This is a genomic window from Bradyrhizobium sp. USDA 4516, assembly GCF_054055915.1.
On the sequence record NZ_JBSRXT010000001.1, the window covers coordinates 3,445,756 to 3,463,797 of the forward strand.

At 64.7% G+C, this 18,042-nt stretch carries 14 protein-coding genes and 1 tRNA gene; 9 read left to right on the forward strand and 6 right to left on the reverse strand.

Going from position 1 to position 18,042, the window contains the following annotated elements; genetic code table 11:
* The first annotated feature begins 7 nt into the window (after window positions 1-7).
* Window positions 8-430: a CAP domain-containing protein gene (locus ACVI1L_RS15820; protein WP_057020158.1), complete on the forward strand. Its 423-nt coding sequence runs from the start codon at window positions 8-10 to the stop codon at window positions 428-430.
* Between the two features lie 114 nt (window positions 431-544).
* Here ACVI1L_RS15820 and ACVI1L_RS15825 read toward each other — a convergent pair whose 3' ends face one another.
* The 3 genes from ACVI1L_RS15825 to ACVI1L_RS15835 all read right to left on the reverse strand — a co-directional run bounded on the left by ACVI1L_RS15825 (window position 545) and on the right by ACVI1L_RS15835 (window position 3,345).
* Window positions 545-1,210 carry a hypothetical protein gene (locus ACVI1L_RS15825; RefSeq protein WP_229192605.1) on the reverse strand — a complete coding sequence of 222 codons (666 nt, stop codon included), beginning with the start codon at window positions 1,208-1,210 and terminating at the stop codon, window positions 545-547.
* Window positions 1,211-1,396: 186 nt separating this feature from the next.
* On the reverse strand, window positions 1,397-2,494 hold the full coding sequence (locus ACVI1L_RS15830; protein WP_456783249.1) for a helix-turn-helix transcriptional regulator: 1,098 nt from the start codon (window positions 2,492-2,494) through the stop codon (window positions 1,397-1,399).
* Between the two features lie 200 nt (window positions 2,495-2,694).
* Entirely contained in the window at window positions 2,695-3,345 is a 651-nt protein-coding gene (locus ACVI1L_RS15835) for a TetR/AcrR family transcriptional regulator (protein ID WP_092083175.1), read from the reverse strand.
* A gap of 84 nt (window positions 3,346-3,429) precedes the next feature.
* On the opposite strand from ACVI1L_RS15835, the gene ACVI1L_RS15840 reads away from it, so the two are divergent.
* The 6 genes from ACVI1L_RS15840 to ACVI1L_RS15865 all read left to right on the forward strand — a co-directional run bounded on the left by ACVI1L_RS15840 (window position 3,430) and on the right by ACVI1L_RS15865 (window position 10,451).
* Window positions 3,430-4,932, forward strand: a complete 1,503-nt coding sequence (locus tag ACVI1L_RS15840; RefSeq protein WP_456783250.1) for a flavin-containing monooxygenase — start codon at window positions 3,430-3,432, stop codon at window positions 4,930-4,932.
* Between the two features lie 119 nt (window positions 4,933-5,051).
* Window positions 5,052-5,128, forward strand: a tRNA-Arg gene (locus ACVI1L_RS15845).
* A gap of 157 nt (window positions 5,129-5,285) precedes the next feature.
* Window positions 5,286-6,716: a UbiA family prenyltransferase gene (locus ACVI1L_RS15850; RefSeq protein ID WP_456783251.1), complete on the forward strand. Its 1,431-nt coding sequence runs from the start codon at window positions 5,286-5,288 to the stop codon at window positions 6,714-6,716.
* A 32-nt stretch (window positions 6,717-6,748) separates the two neighbouring features.
* The gene (locus ACVI1L_RS15855) at window positions 6,749-8,104 is read left to right on the forward strand and encodes an FAD-binding oxidoreductase (RefSeq protein WP_057020154.1); all 1,356 of its coding nucleotides are present in this window, start codon (window positions 6,749-6,751) and stop codon (window positions 8,102-8,104) included.
* Window positions 8,104-8,850, forward strand: a complete 747-nt coding sequence (locus tag ACVI1L_RS15860) for an SDR family oxidoreductase (protein ID WP_456783252.1) — start codon at window positions 8,104-8,106, stop codon at window positions 8,848-8,850. The genes ACVI1L_RS15855 and ACVI1L_RS15860 overlap by 1 nt, the downstream gene beginning before the upstream one ends.
* Entirely contained in the window at window positions 8,850-10,451 is a 1,602-nt protein-coding gene (locus ACVI1L_RS15865; protein WP_456783253.1) for a hypothetical protein, read from the forward strand. Before ACVI1L_RS15860 ends, ACVI1L_RS15865 begins: the two co-directional genes overlap by 1 nt.
* A 36-nt stretch (window positions 10,452-10,487) precedes the next feature.
* Here ACVI1L_RS15865 and ACVI1L_RS15870 read toward each other — a convergent pair whose 3' ends face one another.
* Complete coding sequence (locus tag ACVI1L_RS15870) at window positions 10,488-11,741, reverse strand: glycosyltransferase family 87 protein (RefSeq protein ID WP_057020151.1); 1,254 nt, start codon at window positions 11,739-11,741, stop codon at window positions 10,488-10,490.
* Between the two features lie 226 nt (window positions 11,742-11,967).
* On the opposite strand from ACVI1L_RS15870, the gene ACVI1L_RS15875 reads away from it, so the two are divergent.
* Entirely contained in the window at window positions 11,968-12,804 is an 837-nt protein-coding gene (locus tag ACVI1L_RS15875; RefSeq protein WP_456783254.1) for a tetratricopeptide repeat protein, read from the forward strand.
* Window positions 12,805-13,184: 380 nt separating this feature from the next.
* Here ACVI1L_RS15875 and ACVI1L_RS15880 read toward each other — a convergent pair whose 3' ends face one another.
* The gene (locus ACVI1L_RS15880; RefSeq protein ID WP_028336241.1) at window positions 13,185-13,898 is read right to left on the reverse strand and encodes a hypothetical protein; all 714 of its coding nucleotides are present in this window, start codon (window positions 13,896-13,898) and stop codon (window positions 13,185-13,187) included.
* A 317-nt stretch (window positions 13,899-14,215) separates the two neighbouring features.
* On the opposite strand from ACVI1L_RS15880, the gene ACVI1L_RS15885 reads away from it, so the two are divergent.
* On the forward strand, window positions 14,216-15,754 hold the full coding sequence (locus ACVI1L_RS15885; RefSeq protein ID WP_082654006.1) for an aspartate ammonia-lyase: 1,539 nt from the start codon (window positions 14,216-14,218) through the stop codon (window positions 15,752-15,754).
* Between the two features lie 273 nt (window positions 15,755-16,027).
* Here ACVI1L_RS15885 and ACVI1L_RS15890 read toward each other — a convergent pair whose 3' ends face one another.
* Complete coding sequence (locus ACVI1L_RS15890; RefSeq protein ID WP_456783255.1) at window positions 16,028-17,863, reverse strand: di-heme-cytochrome C peroxidase; 1,836 nt, start codon at window positions 17,861-17,863, stop codon at window positions 16,028-16,030.
* Window positions 17,864-18,042 lie beyond the last annotated feature (179 nt).

Consider the following 18,042-nt stretch of genomic DNA (forward strand, 5'->3'; position numbering starts at 1 on the left):
ACTTCAGATGAAGCTGCTGTTCCTCGCGCTCACCTTCGTGTTTGGCTTCACCACGGCCTCAGGTGCCGCCGACTATGCCGGCTCGATCAGTGCCTACCGGCGCGCCAACCGCATGCCCGCGGTGAAGCTCGACGCGAAGCTGAACGCGATGGCGCTGAAGCAGGCCCAGGCGATGTCGGCGACCGGATCGGTCAGCCACTCCGCGGGCGGCAGCTTCTTCACGCGCATCGCGCCGCTCAAGAAGCAGCGCGCCGCCGAGAATATCGGCGCCGGCTTCATCGCCTTCGCCGAGATGCTGAAGCAGTGGGAGAATTCGCCGGGCCATCGCGAGAACCTGCTGATGCCGGGCGCCAAGCGCGTCGGCGTCGCCTTCGTCGACAATCCGAAGTCGCCGTACCGCAGGTTTTGGGCGATGGTGATTACCGATTGAGCCTGCGGTGTCATTTCGGGGCGGAGCGAAGCGACGAACCCGGAATCTCGACGGAAATGGCAGAGAGATTCCGGGTTCTCGCTTGCGCGAGCCCCGGAATGACTAAGCGAACCGTCAGTTTCGCTTCGCAACCTTGGTCGATGGCGGCGGTGTCGGCGTGAACAGCTTCTTCAGGCCGTCCAATCCCTCGGAAAGCCGCGGCCATTCGCAGGAGAACGTACCCTTCATGCAGTTGCTTGCCCGCGGCCGCGGTTCGGGAATAGGGACGGCCGCGACCCGCGGCTTGACCGGCCTTGCGGCGGGGACGGGGACTTTCGCAATCTCACTGCGCGCCGGCTCATTGTGCAATGACGCCTGCTGGATCTGCGGCGGCCGCACCGGCTGTGTCTCCTGCCGCTCGAGCTGCTTCGCATTGAACGCCGCGACGATACGCGAGCGGCGCTGCTGCTCGAGATAGCCGGTATATTCCTGGTCGATCTTCTTCTGCTCGTCCGGCGTCGGATTGGGACCCGCGATGTCGAAGCTGCGGTCCTGCATGAAGTCGTAATAGGTGTAGCCACCGCCAGGCTTGCGACGGCCGGCGAACTTGGCGTTGCAATCGGCGAGTTGCGCGGTTTTGTCTTCCCTGGTCTTCGCCTTCTCGGCGAGGTCGGCACAGTCCTCGAAGTCTTTCGGGCCGCCGCGCCACCATTGCGCGTGCGCGCTCATCGGCGCCAGCACGCAAGCGACGGCGAAAGCGGCAACAGCCAACGTCGATGATCGTGACGGCATCACGGACATTGAGACCAAACCCGAACGAGTGAGCAGATTGTCGCCATTTTAGTGACACTTGTCACCCGGGAACCCGACGATTTTCCTGACCTGTGGAATGTTGCCGCGGCTGATGGAACACAGCCTTCGCGATTGGAATAATTGAAGAATCTCATCGGAACGGGCCGGAGATCAGAGCAATTCGCCTTTAATCGTTCACTTCACCCTGTGCAGCAACGCAACCAGTTCCGCCTGCCGGTGGGTGCCGGTCTTCTGGAAGATCGTCTTGAGCTGATTGCGCGCGGTGGCAAGGGCAACGCCGGCCGCCTGAGCGGCCGCTTCGACCGAATCGCCGCGCGCAAGCCGCGCGGCGAGGCGTGCCTGCGCCGGCGTCAGCTCGAACGTCGCCGCCAGCAGCGCCTGATCGAACGCGGCGCTGCCTTCGAGATCGCGGATCAACAGGATCGCGCGCGCCCCGAGGAACGGCGAGCGCGCCGCCGGAGGCACCGGTTGGATCTGGATCACGATCGGCTGCTTGTCGATCCTGCGCACCACGATCGGCGACGACGGCAATGGGTGCAGGTCCGAACTGTGGGCCAACTGATCGATCAGCCTGGTCAGATCGGCATTGGCCTGTCGGTCGAGCAGGGTGAGGCGATTGTTGCGGATCGCAAGGTCGTAGCCGAGGCAGCGTTCCGCCTGGCTGTTCATGCCGATGATGGTGCCGAAGCGGCCGACGGCAATCGCAGCGACCTGGATCAGATCGAGCGCGCCGGTGATGCCCGAGAGCGCGGAGCGGCCGACGACGGCGGAGAGCGTCGCGGCTTCCGTGAGCGGCGCCGACACCCTTTGCAGCGCCTTGATCTCGTCGGCGTCGAACAAGCCTTCCCTGGGCGAACGCTGGATCGTCAGTGCCCACAACGCCGGGCCGGAGTGGAAGCCGATCGCCGCGAACCATTTCAGTCCGAACTCGCCGAGCGTGGCGTAGAGCGGATCGCGCAGCATCTCGGTTTCGGATTCGAACAGATCCGCATCGGTGATGACATCGACGCCAGCATGCATCAGCGGCACGCCGCGGGCCGCGCGGATGTCGGTGAGGTGAAGATTGTGCGGGAAGTAGGTCTTGGTGAAATACTCGGTGATCGAGTCCGTGCGCGGAATGTCTTCAGTGCGGATATCGCTCTGAAGCATCGCAGCGCCGGTCGCGCCGACGGCGGCGCAGACCTCGTCCATAAAGGACGGCCAGGTCGAGGGATCGAGAACCACATCGCCGAGGCGCGCGGTCACATCGTCAAGCCTGTGCAGATCGACCAAAATTCAGCTCCGCCGATACAAACAGCGTTGTTTTGTCAGGCGAAACAGGCTGCACCTCGTTGCGCCCGGTACCGGGCATAAGAAAACCCAGGGGCCCGATATGCAAGTTAAATCAGCGACAGGCTAGGGGCCGGGTCCGCAAGCGCTGGCGAAACATGATCGAAAATCGGCGGGTCCCGCTGGCCGGTGCGATCCGGCCGCTACGATAAGTGACCATCCTCACGGTGGCCGGCCTCGGTCAGCGCCACGCGGCAGAAGCTGGCGGCGATCGCGACGACCTCTTCCACGGCCTGCGGATATTGCTTCGACACCCAGCGCAGCGCGATCGATATGACGGCGCCCACCATGCCGACCGAGAGCAGCGAGGCGGCCGCGCCCTTGCCGCTGCGCTTCGGGTCGAGCGCCGGCGGCACCAGGATGTCGCTGAAGACGCGCAAGGCGTCGAGCTTGACGGCATCGACCGCCGGACTGATGCCTGAAATTTCCAGCAGAAAGACCCGGGCGGGCTTCGGGTGCTGCTTCAGCCGCGTGAAATAGAGCGTCAGCGCCGCGCGCAGCCTCATCTCGGCATCGTCGCCTGCGGCTGCAGCGGCCGCGGTCATTTCCTCGTGCAGGTGGCCGACGACATGGCCGTAAGCGGCGATCAGCAGAGCCTCGCTGTTCGCAAAGGACTCGTAGAAATAGCGCTCGGTCAGCTCGGCCGCCTCGCAGATCGCCTTCACGGTGGCGCCGCGATAGCCGACCTCGCCATAGACCTCGATCGCCGCGTCGATCAGCTTGAGCCGCCGCTCGGCGCGGCGTTCCTCGGCGTCCATACCGCCATAGAGGCGGGCTTTCCGGCTGCTTGCCATGAAAGTGTATTGACACGAGGCATTGTCAGATGTCAAGTTATCTGACAATATGTATTGTCAATACTGCCACGGGAGGGTCAAGGCGTGTCCGTTCATTTCGACGTGTTGATCGTGGGCGCGGGACTGTCGGGCATCGGCGCCGGCTATCATTTGCAGGCCAACTGCCCTGACCGCAGCTACGCCATTCTTGAAGGCCGCGACTGCATTGGCGGCACCTGGGACCTGTTCCGCTATCCCGGCATCCGCTCCGACTCCGACATGTACACGCTTGGCTATTCGTTCCGGCCGTGGACCGAGCCGAAGGCGATCGCGGATGGCCCGTCGATCCTGAACTATGTGCGCGAGACCGCGCGCGCCTACGGCATCGACAAGAACATCCGCTTCAACCATCGCGTCGTGCGCGCCGACTGGTCGTCGGCGGACTCGCAATGGACGGTCGAGGTCGAGCGCGGGCCGGAGAAGACGATCGAGCGCTTTACCTGCAGCTTCCTGTTCATGTGCAGCGGCTACTACAAATATGAACACGGCTACACGCCCGACTTCCCCGGCATCGCCGATTTCGCCGGCCGCGTCGTCCATCCGCAGAAATGGACCGACGACATCGACTATGCCGCCAAGAAGGTGGTGGTGATCGGCAGCGGCGCGACCGCGGTGACGCTGGTGCCGGAGATGGCTAAGACCGCCGCCCATGTCACGATGCTGCAGCGTTCGCCGACCTATGTCGTGGCGCGTCCGGATGAGGACAAGGTCGCCAACTGGCTGCGCGCGCGGCTGCCCGCGAAACTCGCCTACGGCCTCACCCGCTGGAAGAACGTGCTGTTCGGCATGTATTTCTACCGGCTCTGCAAGCGCGATCCGGAGCGCGTGAAGAAGCTGATCCTCGGCGGCGTGCGCCACGCGCTCGGCCCCGACTACGATGTCACAACCCATTTCACGCCGCGCTACAATCCGTGGGACCAGCGGCTTTGCCTGGTGCCGAACGGCGATCTCTTCCAATCGCTGCGCAACGGTGGATCGTCCGTCGTCACCGATCAGATCGAGACCTTCACGCGTGGGGGCATCAAGCTCAAGAGCGGCAATGTGCTCGACGCCGACATCGTGGTGACCGCGACCGGCCTCGATCTGCAGGTGCTCGGCGGACTCGAGATCAATGTCGACGGCGCGCGCGTCGATCTGTCGAAGACCATGAACTACAAGGGGCTGATGTATAGCGGCGTGCCGAACCTCGCCGCCGCCTTCGGCTACACCAACGCGTCCTGGACGCTGAAATGTGACCTGACCTGCGAATATGTCTGCCGCATGCTCAACCACATGAAGGCGAACGGCTACGCGCAGGTCACGCCGCGGCGGAACGACCCTGATGTCGCCGAACTGCCCTGGGTGGATTTCTCATCGGGCTATATCCAGCGCGCCGCCGCCAGGTTCCCCAAGCAGGGCTCGCGCCGGCCGTGGCGGCTCTACCAGAATTATGCTCTCGATATCATGACGCTGCGCTTCGGCTCGCTGAAGGATGAAGCCATCGAGTTTCTCCCGGCGCGTCGGGCCAGCGCGGATGCCGCCTCGAATCCGGCACGCCAGGTGGCGTAACGCGCGACGCGCCAAACGCCATGCAACTTCGCGCGCGCCCGATGTGGCGCGGGCTGGCGATCACCCGGCAGCTCTGCTATGGGATGGCGACGCCCGCATGCTTTCGCTGCGGGCCGTGCGGTCCCGTAGCTCAGCCGGATAGAGCGACGGTTTCCTAAACCGTAGGTCGGAAGTTCGAGTCTTCCCGGGATCGCCATTTTTCGCTCGCCGCGCGCTGTCGGTGAGGCTTTTCACCACGCATTTCGGCGCCATCTGCCCGGCGTTCGCTCCCCCCAAGTTCACCCGAGATCAAGTTCACCCCAAATTAGGGAAAGCCCGGGACAATGGGGAGGGGGCACCGGAAGACCGCACGTATGCGAGCTAGCGTTCCAGAACGGGTTGAGCAGGGGGGCGGCGATGCCCTTCGCGATCCGCTGCGTTCGAAGGGCCGGCCGCTCGTCGTCGATGTCGACGAGGTCATGGTGCGGGGAAGCTCCGTCCCGGCCGATATCGCATCCGATCTGATCCGCCGCCTTCGCGCTTTCGCCGCGGCGATCACCGCTTCCCTTGGAGCGCAAGCGCGATCGACTCATGGTGTAGCTCGATCGGGGTTCGATCCGTCCCGGGTGCAATTCGACCCCGACGCGGTGAGGTTCCTGCTGCAGGTGCTGGGCGAAGGCCGCCCGGTCTACCTTTGCTCGGAAACCCATCCCGAGCCGTTCGTCAGCGCGGTCGCCGAGCATCTTGGCGTCTTCACCGCCTGGGCTGCCGCGCCGGAACGTCGATTGCCGCCGGCGCAGCGCGAAGTGCTGCCGCCCGTGCTTCGGCAGGGCTTTGACTATATCGGCAGCGCGGCGGTCGCGTTGCCCGATTCCGCATCGCGCCTCGCGCGCTCTGCTCGATCCGAGCCGTCCGCGCCCGCGCGGGTCAGTATGCGCGTCAGTATGCGCAGCTGGCTGAAGCTGTTCAGGGTGCATCAATACGCCAAGAACGCCCTCGTGCTGGTGCCGCTGCTGACCGCACACAAATTCGCATTGGGATCGGCGGCGACGTCGCTGCTTGCGGTGATCGCATTCTCGCTCTGCGCGTCGGGCGCCTACATCCTGAACGATCTTCTCGACGTCGAGGCCGACCGCGCGCATCCGACCAAGCGCAACCGCCCGATCGCAAGCGGCGCCATCCCGGCATCGCGGGCCGTCGGCGCGATGGCCCTGGCGCTGGTCGCCGCATTTGCGATCGCAATGTCGATATCGATCGAGTTCGGCGGCGTCCTGCTCGGCTATTTCGCGCTGACCACCTCCTATTCGTTCTGGCTCAAGCGCATCGCGACCGTCGACGTCGTCGTGCTCGCCACGCTTTACACCGTCCGCGTGATCGGCGGCGCCGTCGCGATCAGCGTGCCGATGTCGGAATGGCTGCTCGCGTTCTCGCTGTTCATCTTCATGTCGCTGGCGCTGGTGAAGCGCTATATCGAGCTCGCCGGCCAGCCGGACGGCGCCGTGCTGGCGGCGCGCGGCTACCAGGTCGAAGACAAATCGATGATCGCGATCCTCGCCGCCGCGTCAGGCTTCAACGCCGTCGTGATCTTCACGCTCTACATCTCGTCCGATACGGTGCGCGCGCTTTACAGCCATCCGCAACTGCTCTGGGTCGGTTGTCCGATCTTGATGTACTGGATCGGCCGCGTGATGTTGTTCGCGCAGCGCGGATTGATCGACGACGATCCGGTCATCTTTGCGCTGAGGGATCGCGTCAGCTGGGTCGCGCTCGGCGCGATCGGCGCCATCATGCTCGCCGCCATCTAGCGATGCCGGCGGCTGCGTTACCAGGAGCTGTGATGTCGACCTCCAGTCCGGGCGGCATTGGCCTGTCCGGCTGGGGCAACTATCCCAGGGCGTCGTCCGAACTGCTGGCGCCGCAGACGCCCGCAGGCGCGCGGGACCACCTGCTTGCGCGGTCCGGCGTCGTCGCGCGCGGGGCCGGGCGGGCCTATGGCGATGCCGCGATCGGAACGCAATCCACGATTTCGTCGCGCGGCCTGAACCGGATGCGGAGCTTCGATGCCGCAACCGCGCGATTGACGGTCGAAGCCGGCGTAACCATCGCCGACATCCTTGCCGTTTTCGAGCCGCGCGGCTTCTTCCTCAAAGTCGTGCCCGGCACGAAATTCGTGACGGTCGGTGGCGCGATCGCGGCCGACGTTCACGGCAAGAACCATCATCGCGATGGCGGCTTCGGCACCGTCGTCGATTCGTTCCGCATTGCGCTGCCTGGCGGCGAGATCGTCACCTGCTCGCGATCGGAAAACGCCGCGCTGTTTGCGGCGACGTTGGGAGGCATGGGCCTGACGGGCATGATCCTCGACGCGACGCTGCGGCTGCTGCCGATCGAGACCGCCTGGCTACGTCAGGACACCCGCGTCGCCGGCAATCTGGACGCGGCGATCGATCAGCTGGAAAGCAGCGCATCGACCACCTATTCGGTGGCCTGGATCGACTGCCTTGCGCGCGGCGCGGCGCTCGGCCGGTCGCTGGTCTATCTGGCCGAGCACGCCACGCGGCGCGACAAGGATATGCTTGGGCCCGGCCTCGAGACGTTTCCCAGGCTTCGCGCGTCGCGGCTCGCGGTCCCGGAGCTGTTTCCGGGATGGCTGCTCAATCGCGCATCGATGCGGGTGTTCAACGAGCTGTACTTCCGCCGCGGCGCCGCGCATCCGGGCAAGCCACGGCTGGTCCATTGGGACCCGTATTTCTTTCCGCTCGATGCGATCGCCGACTGGAACAGGATCTACGGCTGGCGCGGCTTCGTGCAATATCAATGCGTGATCCCGGCTAGCCGCGCGCGCCGCGTTCTCGCCGAAATTCTCGATCGTGTGTCGCGGCGCGGCGATGCGTCGTTTCTCGCGGTGCTCAAGCAGCTCGGCGAAGGCAGCGGGCCGATGTCGTTTCCGCTCCGCGGCTACACGCTGACGATGGACTTTCCGGTCACCGACGCGCTGTTCGGGTTTCTTGACCAGCTCGACGCGCTGGTGGTCGATGCCGGCGGCCGGCTCTATCTCGCCAAGGATGCGCGGCAGTCCCGCGCGACATTCGAATCCGGATATCCCGGCCTTGCGGCCTTGCGCGACATCCGCCAGCAGATCGGGGCGAACAGTCGCCTCGTGTCCCATCTTTCAGCACGGCTTGGAATTTGATGACCGGCACAAAATCAATTCTGGTGATTGGCGGCAGTTCGGACATCGGGCACGCGACCGCGCTGCGCTATGCGAGGGACGGATGGCGCGTGATGCTCGCCGCCCGCGATATCGCCGCGGCACAGCGCAATGCGGACGACATCAAGACGCGAAGCGGTACCGACACCTCGGTTGTCGCGCTCGACGTGCTGCAGACCGGGCAGCTTGCCCGCTTCGTCGCCGGTCTTTCGCCACTGCCCGACACCGTCGTATGCGTTGTCGGGGAGCTCGGCGATCAGCAGCGTGCCGAGACCGATCCCGAGCTAGCGACGAAGATCATGCGCACCAATTTCGAGGCGCCCAGCCTGCTGCTCGAACTGTTCGCGCAAGCCTTCGCGACGCGCGGCTCGGGCACCATCGTCGGTGTGAGCTCGGTCGCCGGCGATCGCGGGCGGGCCTCGAACTATTATTACGGCGCGGCCAAGGCCGGCTTCTCGCAATTCCTGTCCGGCTTGCGCAATCGCCTGGCGCTTGCGGGTAAGGTCCGTGTCGTCACCGTCAAGCCGGGATTCGTGCGGACCAGGATGACGGCGCATATGAAGCTGCCGGTTCCCCTGACGGTGCAGCCGGATCGGGTCGCGGAGGATATCTTCCGGGCCGATGTGACCAGGCCGCGTGACGTGATCTATGTGGCGCGCCGCTTCCGGCTGGTGATGGCGATCATCTGCGCGCTGCCGGAGACGATCTTCAAACGGATGCGTATCTGATGCCCGGCGTCGCCGCCAACCACGCGTCGTTCCCGCGATCCAGCGCGATCCGGCCGAGCGTCCCGCTCGTGACGGCATCGCTGTGGCTCGTGCTGTTCGCGGTGACGCTGATCTTCAGCGTCATGCTCTGCGACGGCAGGCTGATCTTCACCCTCGACGATCCCTACATCCACCTCGCCGTCGCCGATCACATCCTGTCCGGCGGCTACGGCGTCAATGTGTCCGAGGTCTCGTCGCCAAGCTCGTCGATCATCTGGCCCTATCTGCTGGCCGTGACCGAGACGCTGCATCTTGGCGCATTCGGTCCACTCCTGATCAATGCCGCGGCAGCGGCAGCGACCGTCGTGGCTTTCCTGCGCATTCTTGAATCGGCTGAACTGCTTGGCCCCGGCCGGGAGAAGTCGCTGCTGTTTTTCGTCGCGTTGCTCGCCATTTTTTCGTCAAGCGCGATCGCCCTGCCGATGACCGGCATGGAGCACAGTCTTCACGTTTGGGCCACGGTCGCGACTTTCGGCGGCCTGACCGAAGCCGCGCGCGGACGGTCGCCGACCGTCATACACTTCGCGGCGCTGGTGCTGCTGCCGCTGATTCGCTTCGAGGGAATCGCGTTCGCCATCGCGGCGATGATGGGGTTTGCCCTGCTCGGCCAGCGCCGTTTTGCGGCCGCGGCCGCTGCCGTCACGCTCTGCGCTTTCGCCGCGTATTTCGCGCGAATGGCCTCGCTCGGGCTCCCGCTGTTGCCGAGTTCGGTATTGCTCAAATCACGCATCGCCGAATCCGGCTATGAAGGGACCGGCGTGTTCGCCTCCATCCTCCGCAATCTCGGCGACAGCTTCGCTGATCCCGCCGGCTTCAGGCTGATGCTGCTCGGTCTTGCGCTCGCCGCCGTGATGGCGCTGCTCCGCTCCGACCGCGGCGCCCTGATCGTCTGTGCGACGGTGCTCGCCGCGATCGCTGCGCATCTCGGCTTTGGCCAATATGGCTGGTTCTACCGGTATGAGGTTTACATCGTTGCGCTCGCGGTGCTGGCGCTGCTCTACGCGGTTGCACGCGCGCGAGCGGTCTTGAGCGTCCCGCAATGGACCGCCGCGACGCTCGCCAGCGTCGGGCTGGCCGGTTTTGCCAGCGTGGGCTATGTCAGCGCCGCCCTGGAGACGCCGTTTGCCTCGCGCGGCGTCTACGAGCAGCATTATCAGTTGGGCCGCTTCGCCCAGCAGCTCTACCGGCGGCCGGTTGCCGTGAACGATCTTGGACTCGTCGCCTGGGGAAATGCGAACTTCGTCCTGGATCTGTGGGGGCTCGGTTCGGAGCGCGTGCGCAAGGCGAAGCGCGCCGGCCGCTACGGCCCGGCCGAGATGGCCGCGCTCGCCGACGAGTATCATGTCGGCGTCGCCATGATCTACGACAGCTGGTTTGCGCAGGGCGTGCCGGCGAGCTGGAGGAAGGTCGCGATCCTGCACACGATTCCGGTGACCGGCGCGCGCGGTGACGTAAGCTTCTACGTCACGCCGGCCGCGGAGCCGGAGCTCGTCGCCGGCGCGCTGAAGGCCTTCGCGTCGACCCTGCCGGCGCGCGATCGTCTCGAAATGATGGCGCCGTAAGCGTTGCGTGATCGCGGGCGGCGTCGCGCCGGGTGCTCAAATCCTCGCAAGCGGCCCCTGCGCCGGAACGGGAGAGCCACTGCTTGATTCGCGCAGCAGCAGGATTGCGACGATCAGCGTGATCAGCGCGGCGATCCCGAAGCCTCCGATCGAAAGCACGTCGACCCAATGGACGTCCGTGCGCGGCGTGTTGTTATGGACCGTGTGCATGTAGCCGAAGGCTCCGATCGGTATCGGCGCGGCATAGATGATCGCACGTTCCCACTCGCGGGCCTTGGCCTGAAGCGCCGGCAACAGCAGCGCGATTCCGATACTGAAGATCAGGAAGTCATAATCATACGCATAGGGGCTGATGCAGACCGATGCGATCGCGGTCAGGCCGAGACTCTCGCGCGCGGGTATCTTGCGGTAGACCGCGACCAGCACGATGCCGAGCGCAAGGACAGCGACCACGCCCTGGCCGATAAACGCTGCCGATGCGGAGAACCCCGTGGTTCGCAGCGCGGCATAGGTCGAGACCATTCGATACAGCGGATAGTAGGCTTCCCGCAGGAATACCGACGAATCGTGCACGCTCTGCAGCATCACGGTCCAGATCTGCATGCCGAACAGCACGGTGCAGATCGCCGAGCTGATCAGCACGACGGCGCCGGCCGTCATCACGACGATCCACGAGCGCCGCAGGATGGCATAGAGTGCGAAGGCAACGGCGAAATGCGGCTTGATGATCATGAGACCAAGGGCCACGCCTGCGAGCATCGGCCGCTCTTCGAAGTACAGGCACACCAGTCCGATCAATGCGGCGGTAAGGAAGCTGTTTTGACCGCATGCCAGCGTGACCCCGATCGTCGGAAAGAAAACGATCAGCACGAGCACGAACCGGTTTCCGGCAAGACGCCGCAGCACCGCGAGGTAAACAGCCAGCGTCGAGGCCATGAACAACAGATAGGCCATTCCGAACGGGACCAGCGCGAACGGAGCCAGCAGCAGGTTGAATTGCGGCGGATAGGTCCATGGCATGAAGCCGTCGTGCCCGCCCGACGCCTGCTTCTCGATGATGGCGAGCTTCGCGAATTGATAGGCCTGGTCGAGGTCGCCGAGCCACACCAGCTTTGCGGTAATGTAGAAGGCGGCGAAGTCGACCAGTTCGCGGCCGTGCCCCAGCCCCAGCTGGGAGAACCACACAACCTTGAACAAGAGGGCGGCGACCAGCATCACGAGGATTCCGCGCGTGTAGTTGGCGCGCTTCGAGTCCGTCGACTGAATTGTTTCGAGCGTTGTTGCGAGCATCAGGCCGGGCCCTGTTATGGCAACCCAAGCTAGATTGAATAGGTTAAGCAGTCGAAAAATTGCAGGGGGAGGGTGCATCCCCGTGGCCTGACGCCCGCGGGGATGCATGAAATCGGTCGGCGGGGCTGGAACCGGACGGTATCTCGGTGTCCGGATGCGACTTTCGCTGGACGCTCCGTCGGCGGCAGTGATAACGGCTGACCAAAACCATCTCACGACGGACCGCATGCCGAAACCGCCGCCTTTTTCCAATCGCGGGCCCAGCCCATCCCCGGTTCTGCAACGCGCCGTGGTCGCATTGCAGATGGGACAGGTCGTCGAAGCCGAGCGGCTGGCGGCGGAGGTCTTGAAGGCAAACCGGACCGATGTCGGCGCGGCCTCGATCCTGGCGCGGGCGCTGATGATCCAGAACCGCAACGAGGAAGCGATCGCACCGCTCGAGCGAGCCGTGCGCCGCGTCGAGGATCCCGGCCTCGAGACCCTGCTTGGCGCAGCGCTCGGCGGCGCTGGTCGCGGCAGCGAGGCGATCGACGTGCTGCAGCGAACCACCGCGCGGCGGCCGCCCTACCTGCCCGCATTCCAGGCGCTGGCAGGGCAATTGCACTCGGCCGGTCGCATCGACGAGGCGGTTGCCGTCATCGAGAGCGCGCTCGTTCTCGCGCCGGAGAGCCTCGAGTTTCAGCTGCTGCTGGCGCAGCTGCTGCCCCAGCGCAATGAGCGTGGCCGGGCGCGCGAGATTCTGGAGAAGCTGCGCAATGCGGCGCCGGGACATCCCGATGTTCTGGCCGCGCTCGCGCGTGTGCTGCTGCTCGATGGCGAATATGCTGCCGCGGCGGATCTCTACCGCCAGGTGGTGGCGCAGCGCCCCGACGACCCGCTGACGCGTCTCAGCTTCTCCGCCAGTCTTCTGGAAATGGGCGACCGCGCGGCCGGCGAGGCCAATCTGCGTCTCGCGTTGCGCGGCCGGCCGCAAATGATCGGCCGCACGACCGCCGCGCTGATCATGTCATCGCACGGCCGCTTCTTCTTCCGTCGCAGCGCCTTTGCGGAATTTCTGAGCTAGGGCGTTTTCGAGCGAAGCGGACACCGGCTCGCGCTAACGCGTCAAAACTAGAATCTAGAGCGGCGGGGATAAGCCGCGGCCTCTGCGCTCAAGCACAAGCGCCTCTGGAATGCTGGATCGCCCGCATCCGGGTGAAGACACCGAATTGGCTCAGGATCGCGCCCCATAGTCGGTGTCGTCCTGGCGAAAGCCAGGACCCATTACCCAAATCTCAATTGTTGAGCGCTACCGGGCCGCGATCCCGCTCATCACCGAAGACGGTGGCTAAGGGTCCTGGCTTTCGCCTGGCTTTCGCCAGGACGACGGCGGTGGATGCCGAGCCTCCCATCGGGTAGTTCGCAATGACGGAGGAGGCCGCAGCGGAGCTTCGCGCGCCCGCTCTACGTCCGAAACTGCCGCCGATAGAGTCCGGACTCGCGGGCCATCCTGTTGGTCAGTTCCTGGGCGCGCGATGTTTCATCCGGCGTCATCGCGGCGGTCTGCGCGACCCAGTTTTCGCGCTTCACCGGGAAGCACTGCGCAACCGGCGTGCCCTTGGGCAATACGCCGTTGAAACTGGTGTCGTGCCAGCGTGCCGGGAAATGAACCCAGCTGTCGTGAAACAGATCGCAATCGACCATGCCGGTCAGCGTGGTGAACGGCAGGTCGAACCGGTTGACCGGATGCGTGAAGAACAGCGAGTAGCCGGGCGGCGCCTCGATGGTCCACAGATTGACGAACTTGATGACGAAACGGTCGGGCTCGAACAGCGGCGAGCCGACTACCTGGCTTTCGTCGTGGAAGCCGACCGGCGAGCGCGGGAATTCGAGCGCGCCGCCGGCGGGAAGGTCGTTGTCCCAGGTGATCGCGCCATTCTCGACCTTGAGATCGCAGATCAGCGGCAAAAGGAAACCCGATGTCATCGCATCGACGAATGGCGGGCAGCGCTTGACGGTATCCTCTTCGCGATTGCTCATCGTATTGAAGGCCTGCGTCGGCATCGCCTTGAGCCATCCGGGAAGCCCCAACGACGCAGGCATCGGCGGCGGAATCTTGCCCTCGAGCTCCGCGGGGCAGCGGAATTTGATGGTGATCGCTTCGTTATTGTTGGACACGGCTTTGGTCCTTGGTTCATTCAGTGTCGGCGGCGCCCTTGCGCCAGTCGATGCTCGTCTAGCACGCGACGACGGGGCGGAGAAAGGAGCCGCATCGGTCGCGAAGCGAGCCGCGATATCGAGCTATAAGTTGTTGTTATCATGACGGATAAGGCAAAGTCCTTAATCTCACGGTTCGGCGCGCGCCAATGCCGGTTTTCCGCGTCTTGCCGCTCACCGGTGTGCAAGACTCTGCCGATAGGCATTGGCTTTCGACGCCCGCCGGGCGCATCATGGCGTCGCTGACGACACGATCTGCGTGAGGTAACGGAGGTACCATGGCCGAATCGAAGGTTGAGACCGCCAACGCTGCAGCTGCCGCGTCCCCCTCCGGCGAGAGCGGCAGCGGCCCCAGCCAGCTCGCGGTCGCGACCGTCCGCACCGTGCCGATCGAGCAGGCGCAGTCCCGCACCGAGCACGATCTGCTCGGCGAGGACGACGTCCCGGCCAATGCGCTGTGGGGCATTCACACCAAGCGCGCGGTGATGAACTTTCCGATCACCGGCGTGCCGGTCGGGCACTTCCCGGAATTCGTCCGCGCGCTGGCGCTGGTGAAGCAGGCTGCCGCGCGCGCCAACAAGCGGCTCGGCTATCTCGCACCGGAGAAGGCGGATGCGATCGAAGCGGCCTGCACCCAGATTGCGACCGACAAGGTCTATGCCGAATCCTTCGTCGTCGACGCGATCCAGGGCGGCGCCGGCACGTCGACCAACATGAACGCCAATGAGGTGATCGCCAACGTCGCGCTGCGGCTGATGGGGCGCAAGCCGGGTGACTATCACGCGCTGCATCCGAACGACGACGTCAACATGGCGCAGTCGACCAACGACGCCTATCCGACCGCGCTGCGGCTCGCGGTGATTTTCGCCACCCAGCCGCTGGTGCGCGCGCTGGACGATCTCGCCTACTCGCTCAAAGGCAAGGCGGTGGAGTTCGCCGACGTGTTGAAGATGGGGCGCACCCAGCTTCAGGATGCGGTGCCGATGACGCTCGGCCAGGAATTCGATGCCTTCCACGTGACCGTGAAGGAGGATGTCGCGCGCCTGAACGAGATTTCCGCGCTGTTCCGCGAGGTCAATCTCGGCGCCACCGCGATCGGCACCGGCATCAATGCCGATCCGCGCTATGCGGCGCTCGCGGTCGAGGAATTGTCGCGGCTGTCCGGCCAGCCGATGGTACTTGCCTCCAACCTGATCGAGGCGACGTCCGATCTCGGCGCCTTCGTCCTGTTCTCCGGCGTGCTCAAGCGCGTTGCGGTCAAGCTGTCCAAGATCTGCAACGACCTGCGGCTGCTGTCGTCGGGGCCGCGCACCGGCATCGGCGAAATCCGCCTGCCCGCCGTGCAGGCCGGCTCGTCGATCATGCCCGGCAAGGTCAATCCTGTCATTCCCGAAGTGGTCAACCAGGTGGCTTTCCTGGTGATCGGGCACGACCTCACGGTCACGATGTGCGCCGAAGGCGGCCAGTTGCAACTCAACGCGTTCGAGCCGACCATCGGCTATTGCGTCTTGAGTTCGCTGCGCATGCTGACGGCGGCGGTCGATACGCTGACCAAGCGCTGTGTCGACGGCATCGAGGCCGATCGCGAGCGTTGCCGCAGCCTGGTGCAGGGCTCGATCGGCCTGATCACGGCGCTGGCGCCGTCGCTCGGCTACGAAGCCTCATCGCGCGTGGCGCGCCGTGCGCTCAAGGAGAACCGCTCGGTCGCCGACATCGTGCTGGAGGAAAAACTGCTGACCGAAGCGCAGCTCAACCAGCTCCTCGAGCTCGAGGCCATGACCCGCCCGGCGCGCCGGCAGCCGGTGCCGAGGAGTTGAAGGACAGCCGCTGCATCGGCAGTCGGCTCCCTCTCCCGCTTGCGGGTAGGGCAATCGCATATGACCTTCAGCGGCTACGGAGGTAACTCGGCCTCGTGGTTCGAGACGCGCCGCAAGCGGCGCTCCTCACCATGAGTGCCGCAAACAAGACCCGTCATCCTGAGGAGCCGCGCAGCGGCGTCTCGAAGGATGGCCGCGAGGACGCTGCCCGACAGATTTTTCTATATGCGATTCCCCCGCAAGCGGGAGAGGGGGCGCAGTCCCTTCGGGGGCCTACAGCGTCTTGATGAACTCGATCAGGGCGCGGCGTTCGTCTTCCTTCAGCTCCGGCCCGATCACGCCGGTGCGCTTCTCGTTGGAGAATTCGTGTCCGGAATTGCTGTTGCCGCGCTTGGTGGTGTCGAGCATGAAGGCGTTCCTGATCTTGTCCTTCCAGACGTAGCCGAGATCCTTCGGATCATACTCCCGGCTGCCGAGATAGAAGGTTGCGGGACGATCCTTCACCGGCGACAGCAGTGCGTAGATGGTCGGGACCGAGCCGTTGTGCAGATAGGGCGGGGTCGCCCAGATGCCGTTGAGCGGCCGGACCTTGTAGGCGAGCGGCGCCTGGATCTCGTTCGGCCGGTAGCCGTTGATGCGCTTGCGATCTTCCGGCGGGGTCTTGTTCTGGTCGTACCAATAGTCGACGGTCTTCTCGACGAGATCGCCGAGCGCCGGACCGAAACTGCTGTCCTTGATGTTCAGATTGGCCGGCGTCTCGACGGTGCGGTGCGCGAGGCCCTCGGCCTGCGCGCTGTCGGTGCCGATATGGCTGATCGGAATCATCTCGACATCGAGCAGCGGCTGGCCGGCCTCGTTCCTGGTCCAGCGCTTCTTGTCCTTGAACAGCGCAAAGGCTTCGCTCGCCGGCAGCGCCTTGCTGTCGATCGCCGGGCCGTGACAGCCCTGGCAATGCGTCTTGTAGAGCTCGCCGCCCTTCTTCGCGAGGTCCATGTTGATTGGCGGCAGGATGTTCTCCGGCCATTTCGGCGAAGCAAGTCCGCCAAAACCCTTGTCCTCGCTGGGCGGCTCGCCGGCGATCATCCGCTCCATCTCGTGCAGCACGTCGATCCGCGCGCTCGATTTGTAAAGCCCCTTGGACTCGTCGAGCAGGTTGAGCTCGGCGCTGACGCCGAGCGCCTCGCCGGCGTTGCGTACCATCGGCTGCATGATCGAGCCGTCATATTGCACCCAGCTGAACCACGGTGCGTTCCAGATTCGCGGGAAATGCACCGGCGCTGAATGCGAGGCGTAGTTGTTCGGGTTGTTCAGGTCGATCGAGAACACTTGGTTGCCGATCCGGTTCAGCGCGTCGAGCCGCGCATAGCCTTCCTCGACGCTGTTGGCGGCGACCTTGTTCTCCAGCGAATTGATGTTGGCGTATTGCTTCAGCACGAGGTCGAGCTGGCCGCGCAGCGCCATGCGTTCGTCGAGGCTGGCATCCTTGCCGAGGATCTCGTCGGCAAAGCGCGAGAAGCGCCCCGGCCAGAACCGCGTCAGCAGCAGTGAGACGCCGACGCTCTTCTGGAATTCGAACAGATTGGTGTTGGCCGGCCCACCGTCGATCACGATCTCGGTGCCGCGATAGCTGAAGCTGCCGGTGTGGCAGGCGGCGCAGGTCAGGCCGACGCCGGTCATATCCGCCTTGCTGTGCGGATTGCGCCACGGCGCGCCGTTGGCATCGGCCATCGGGCCGCCCTGCGAAAAGCCGATCGGCAGCGCATCGGGTTTGCCCGGAATCACCGTGTCGGGAATAAAGCCGAAGCGGCCGAGATAATTGGTCTCGCTGAGTCGCGGCGCCGCGGTGAACAGCGGCCAGACCGTCGGCTGCTCCAGCGCCATGAACCATTCATGGGGAATGCCGAAGGTCCGTGTGCCCTGGTCGGCGTGATAGAACCAGCGCAGCCGCTCCGCGCTGACATTCTGATCCAGCCACACCGTCTTTGCCGGCGGCTGGTAGTCGACGACCTTGACGCGGAAGCCGCTCGCCACCGTCTCGATATCGTCCTTGAAATAGAGCACGCCAGCGACAATCAACAGTCCGATGACGAATATCGTCTTGCGAGGCATGCCCCGTTCCCCCAATTCGCGGTATCCGCGCGTGATATGGATGAGATGTTAAAATTCGCCGAAAAACGAGTTCGCGTTAAGCGTGTGATGCGGTGTGCGCCATCCTACAGTCGCGGCGCTTGGTCTAACAACGGAAATGTTGATTGGCTGTGAGCCAGTTCACTTGCGGCGTTCCCTCC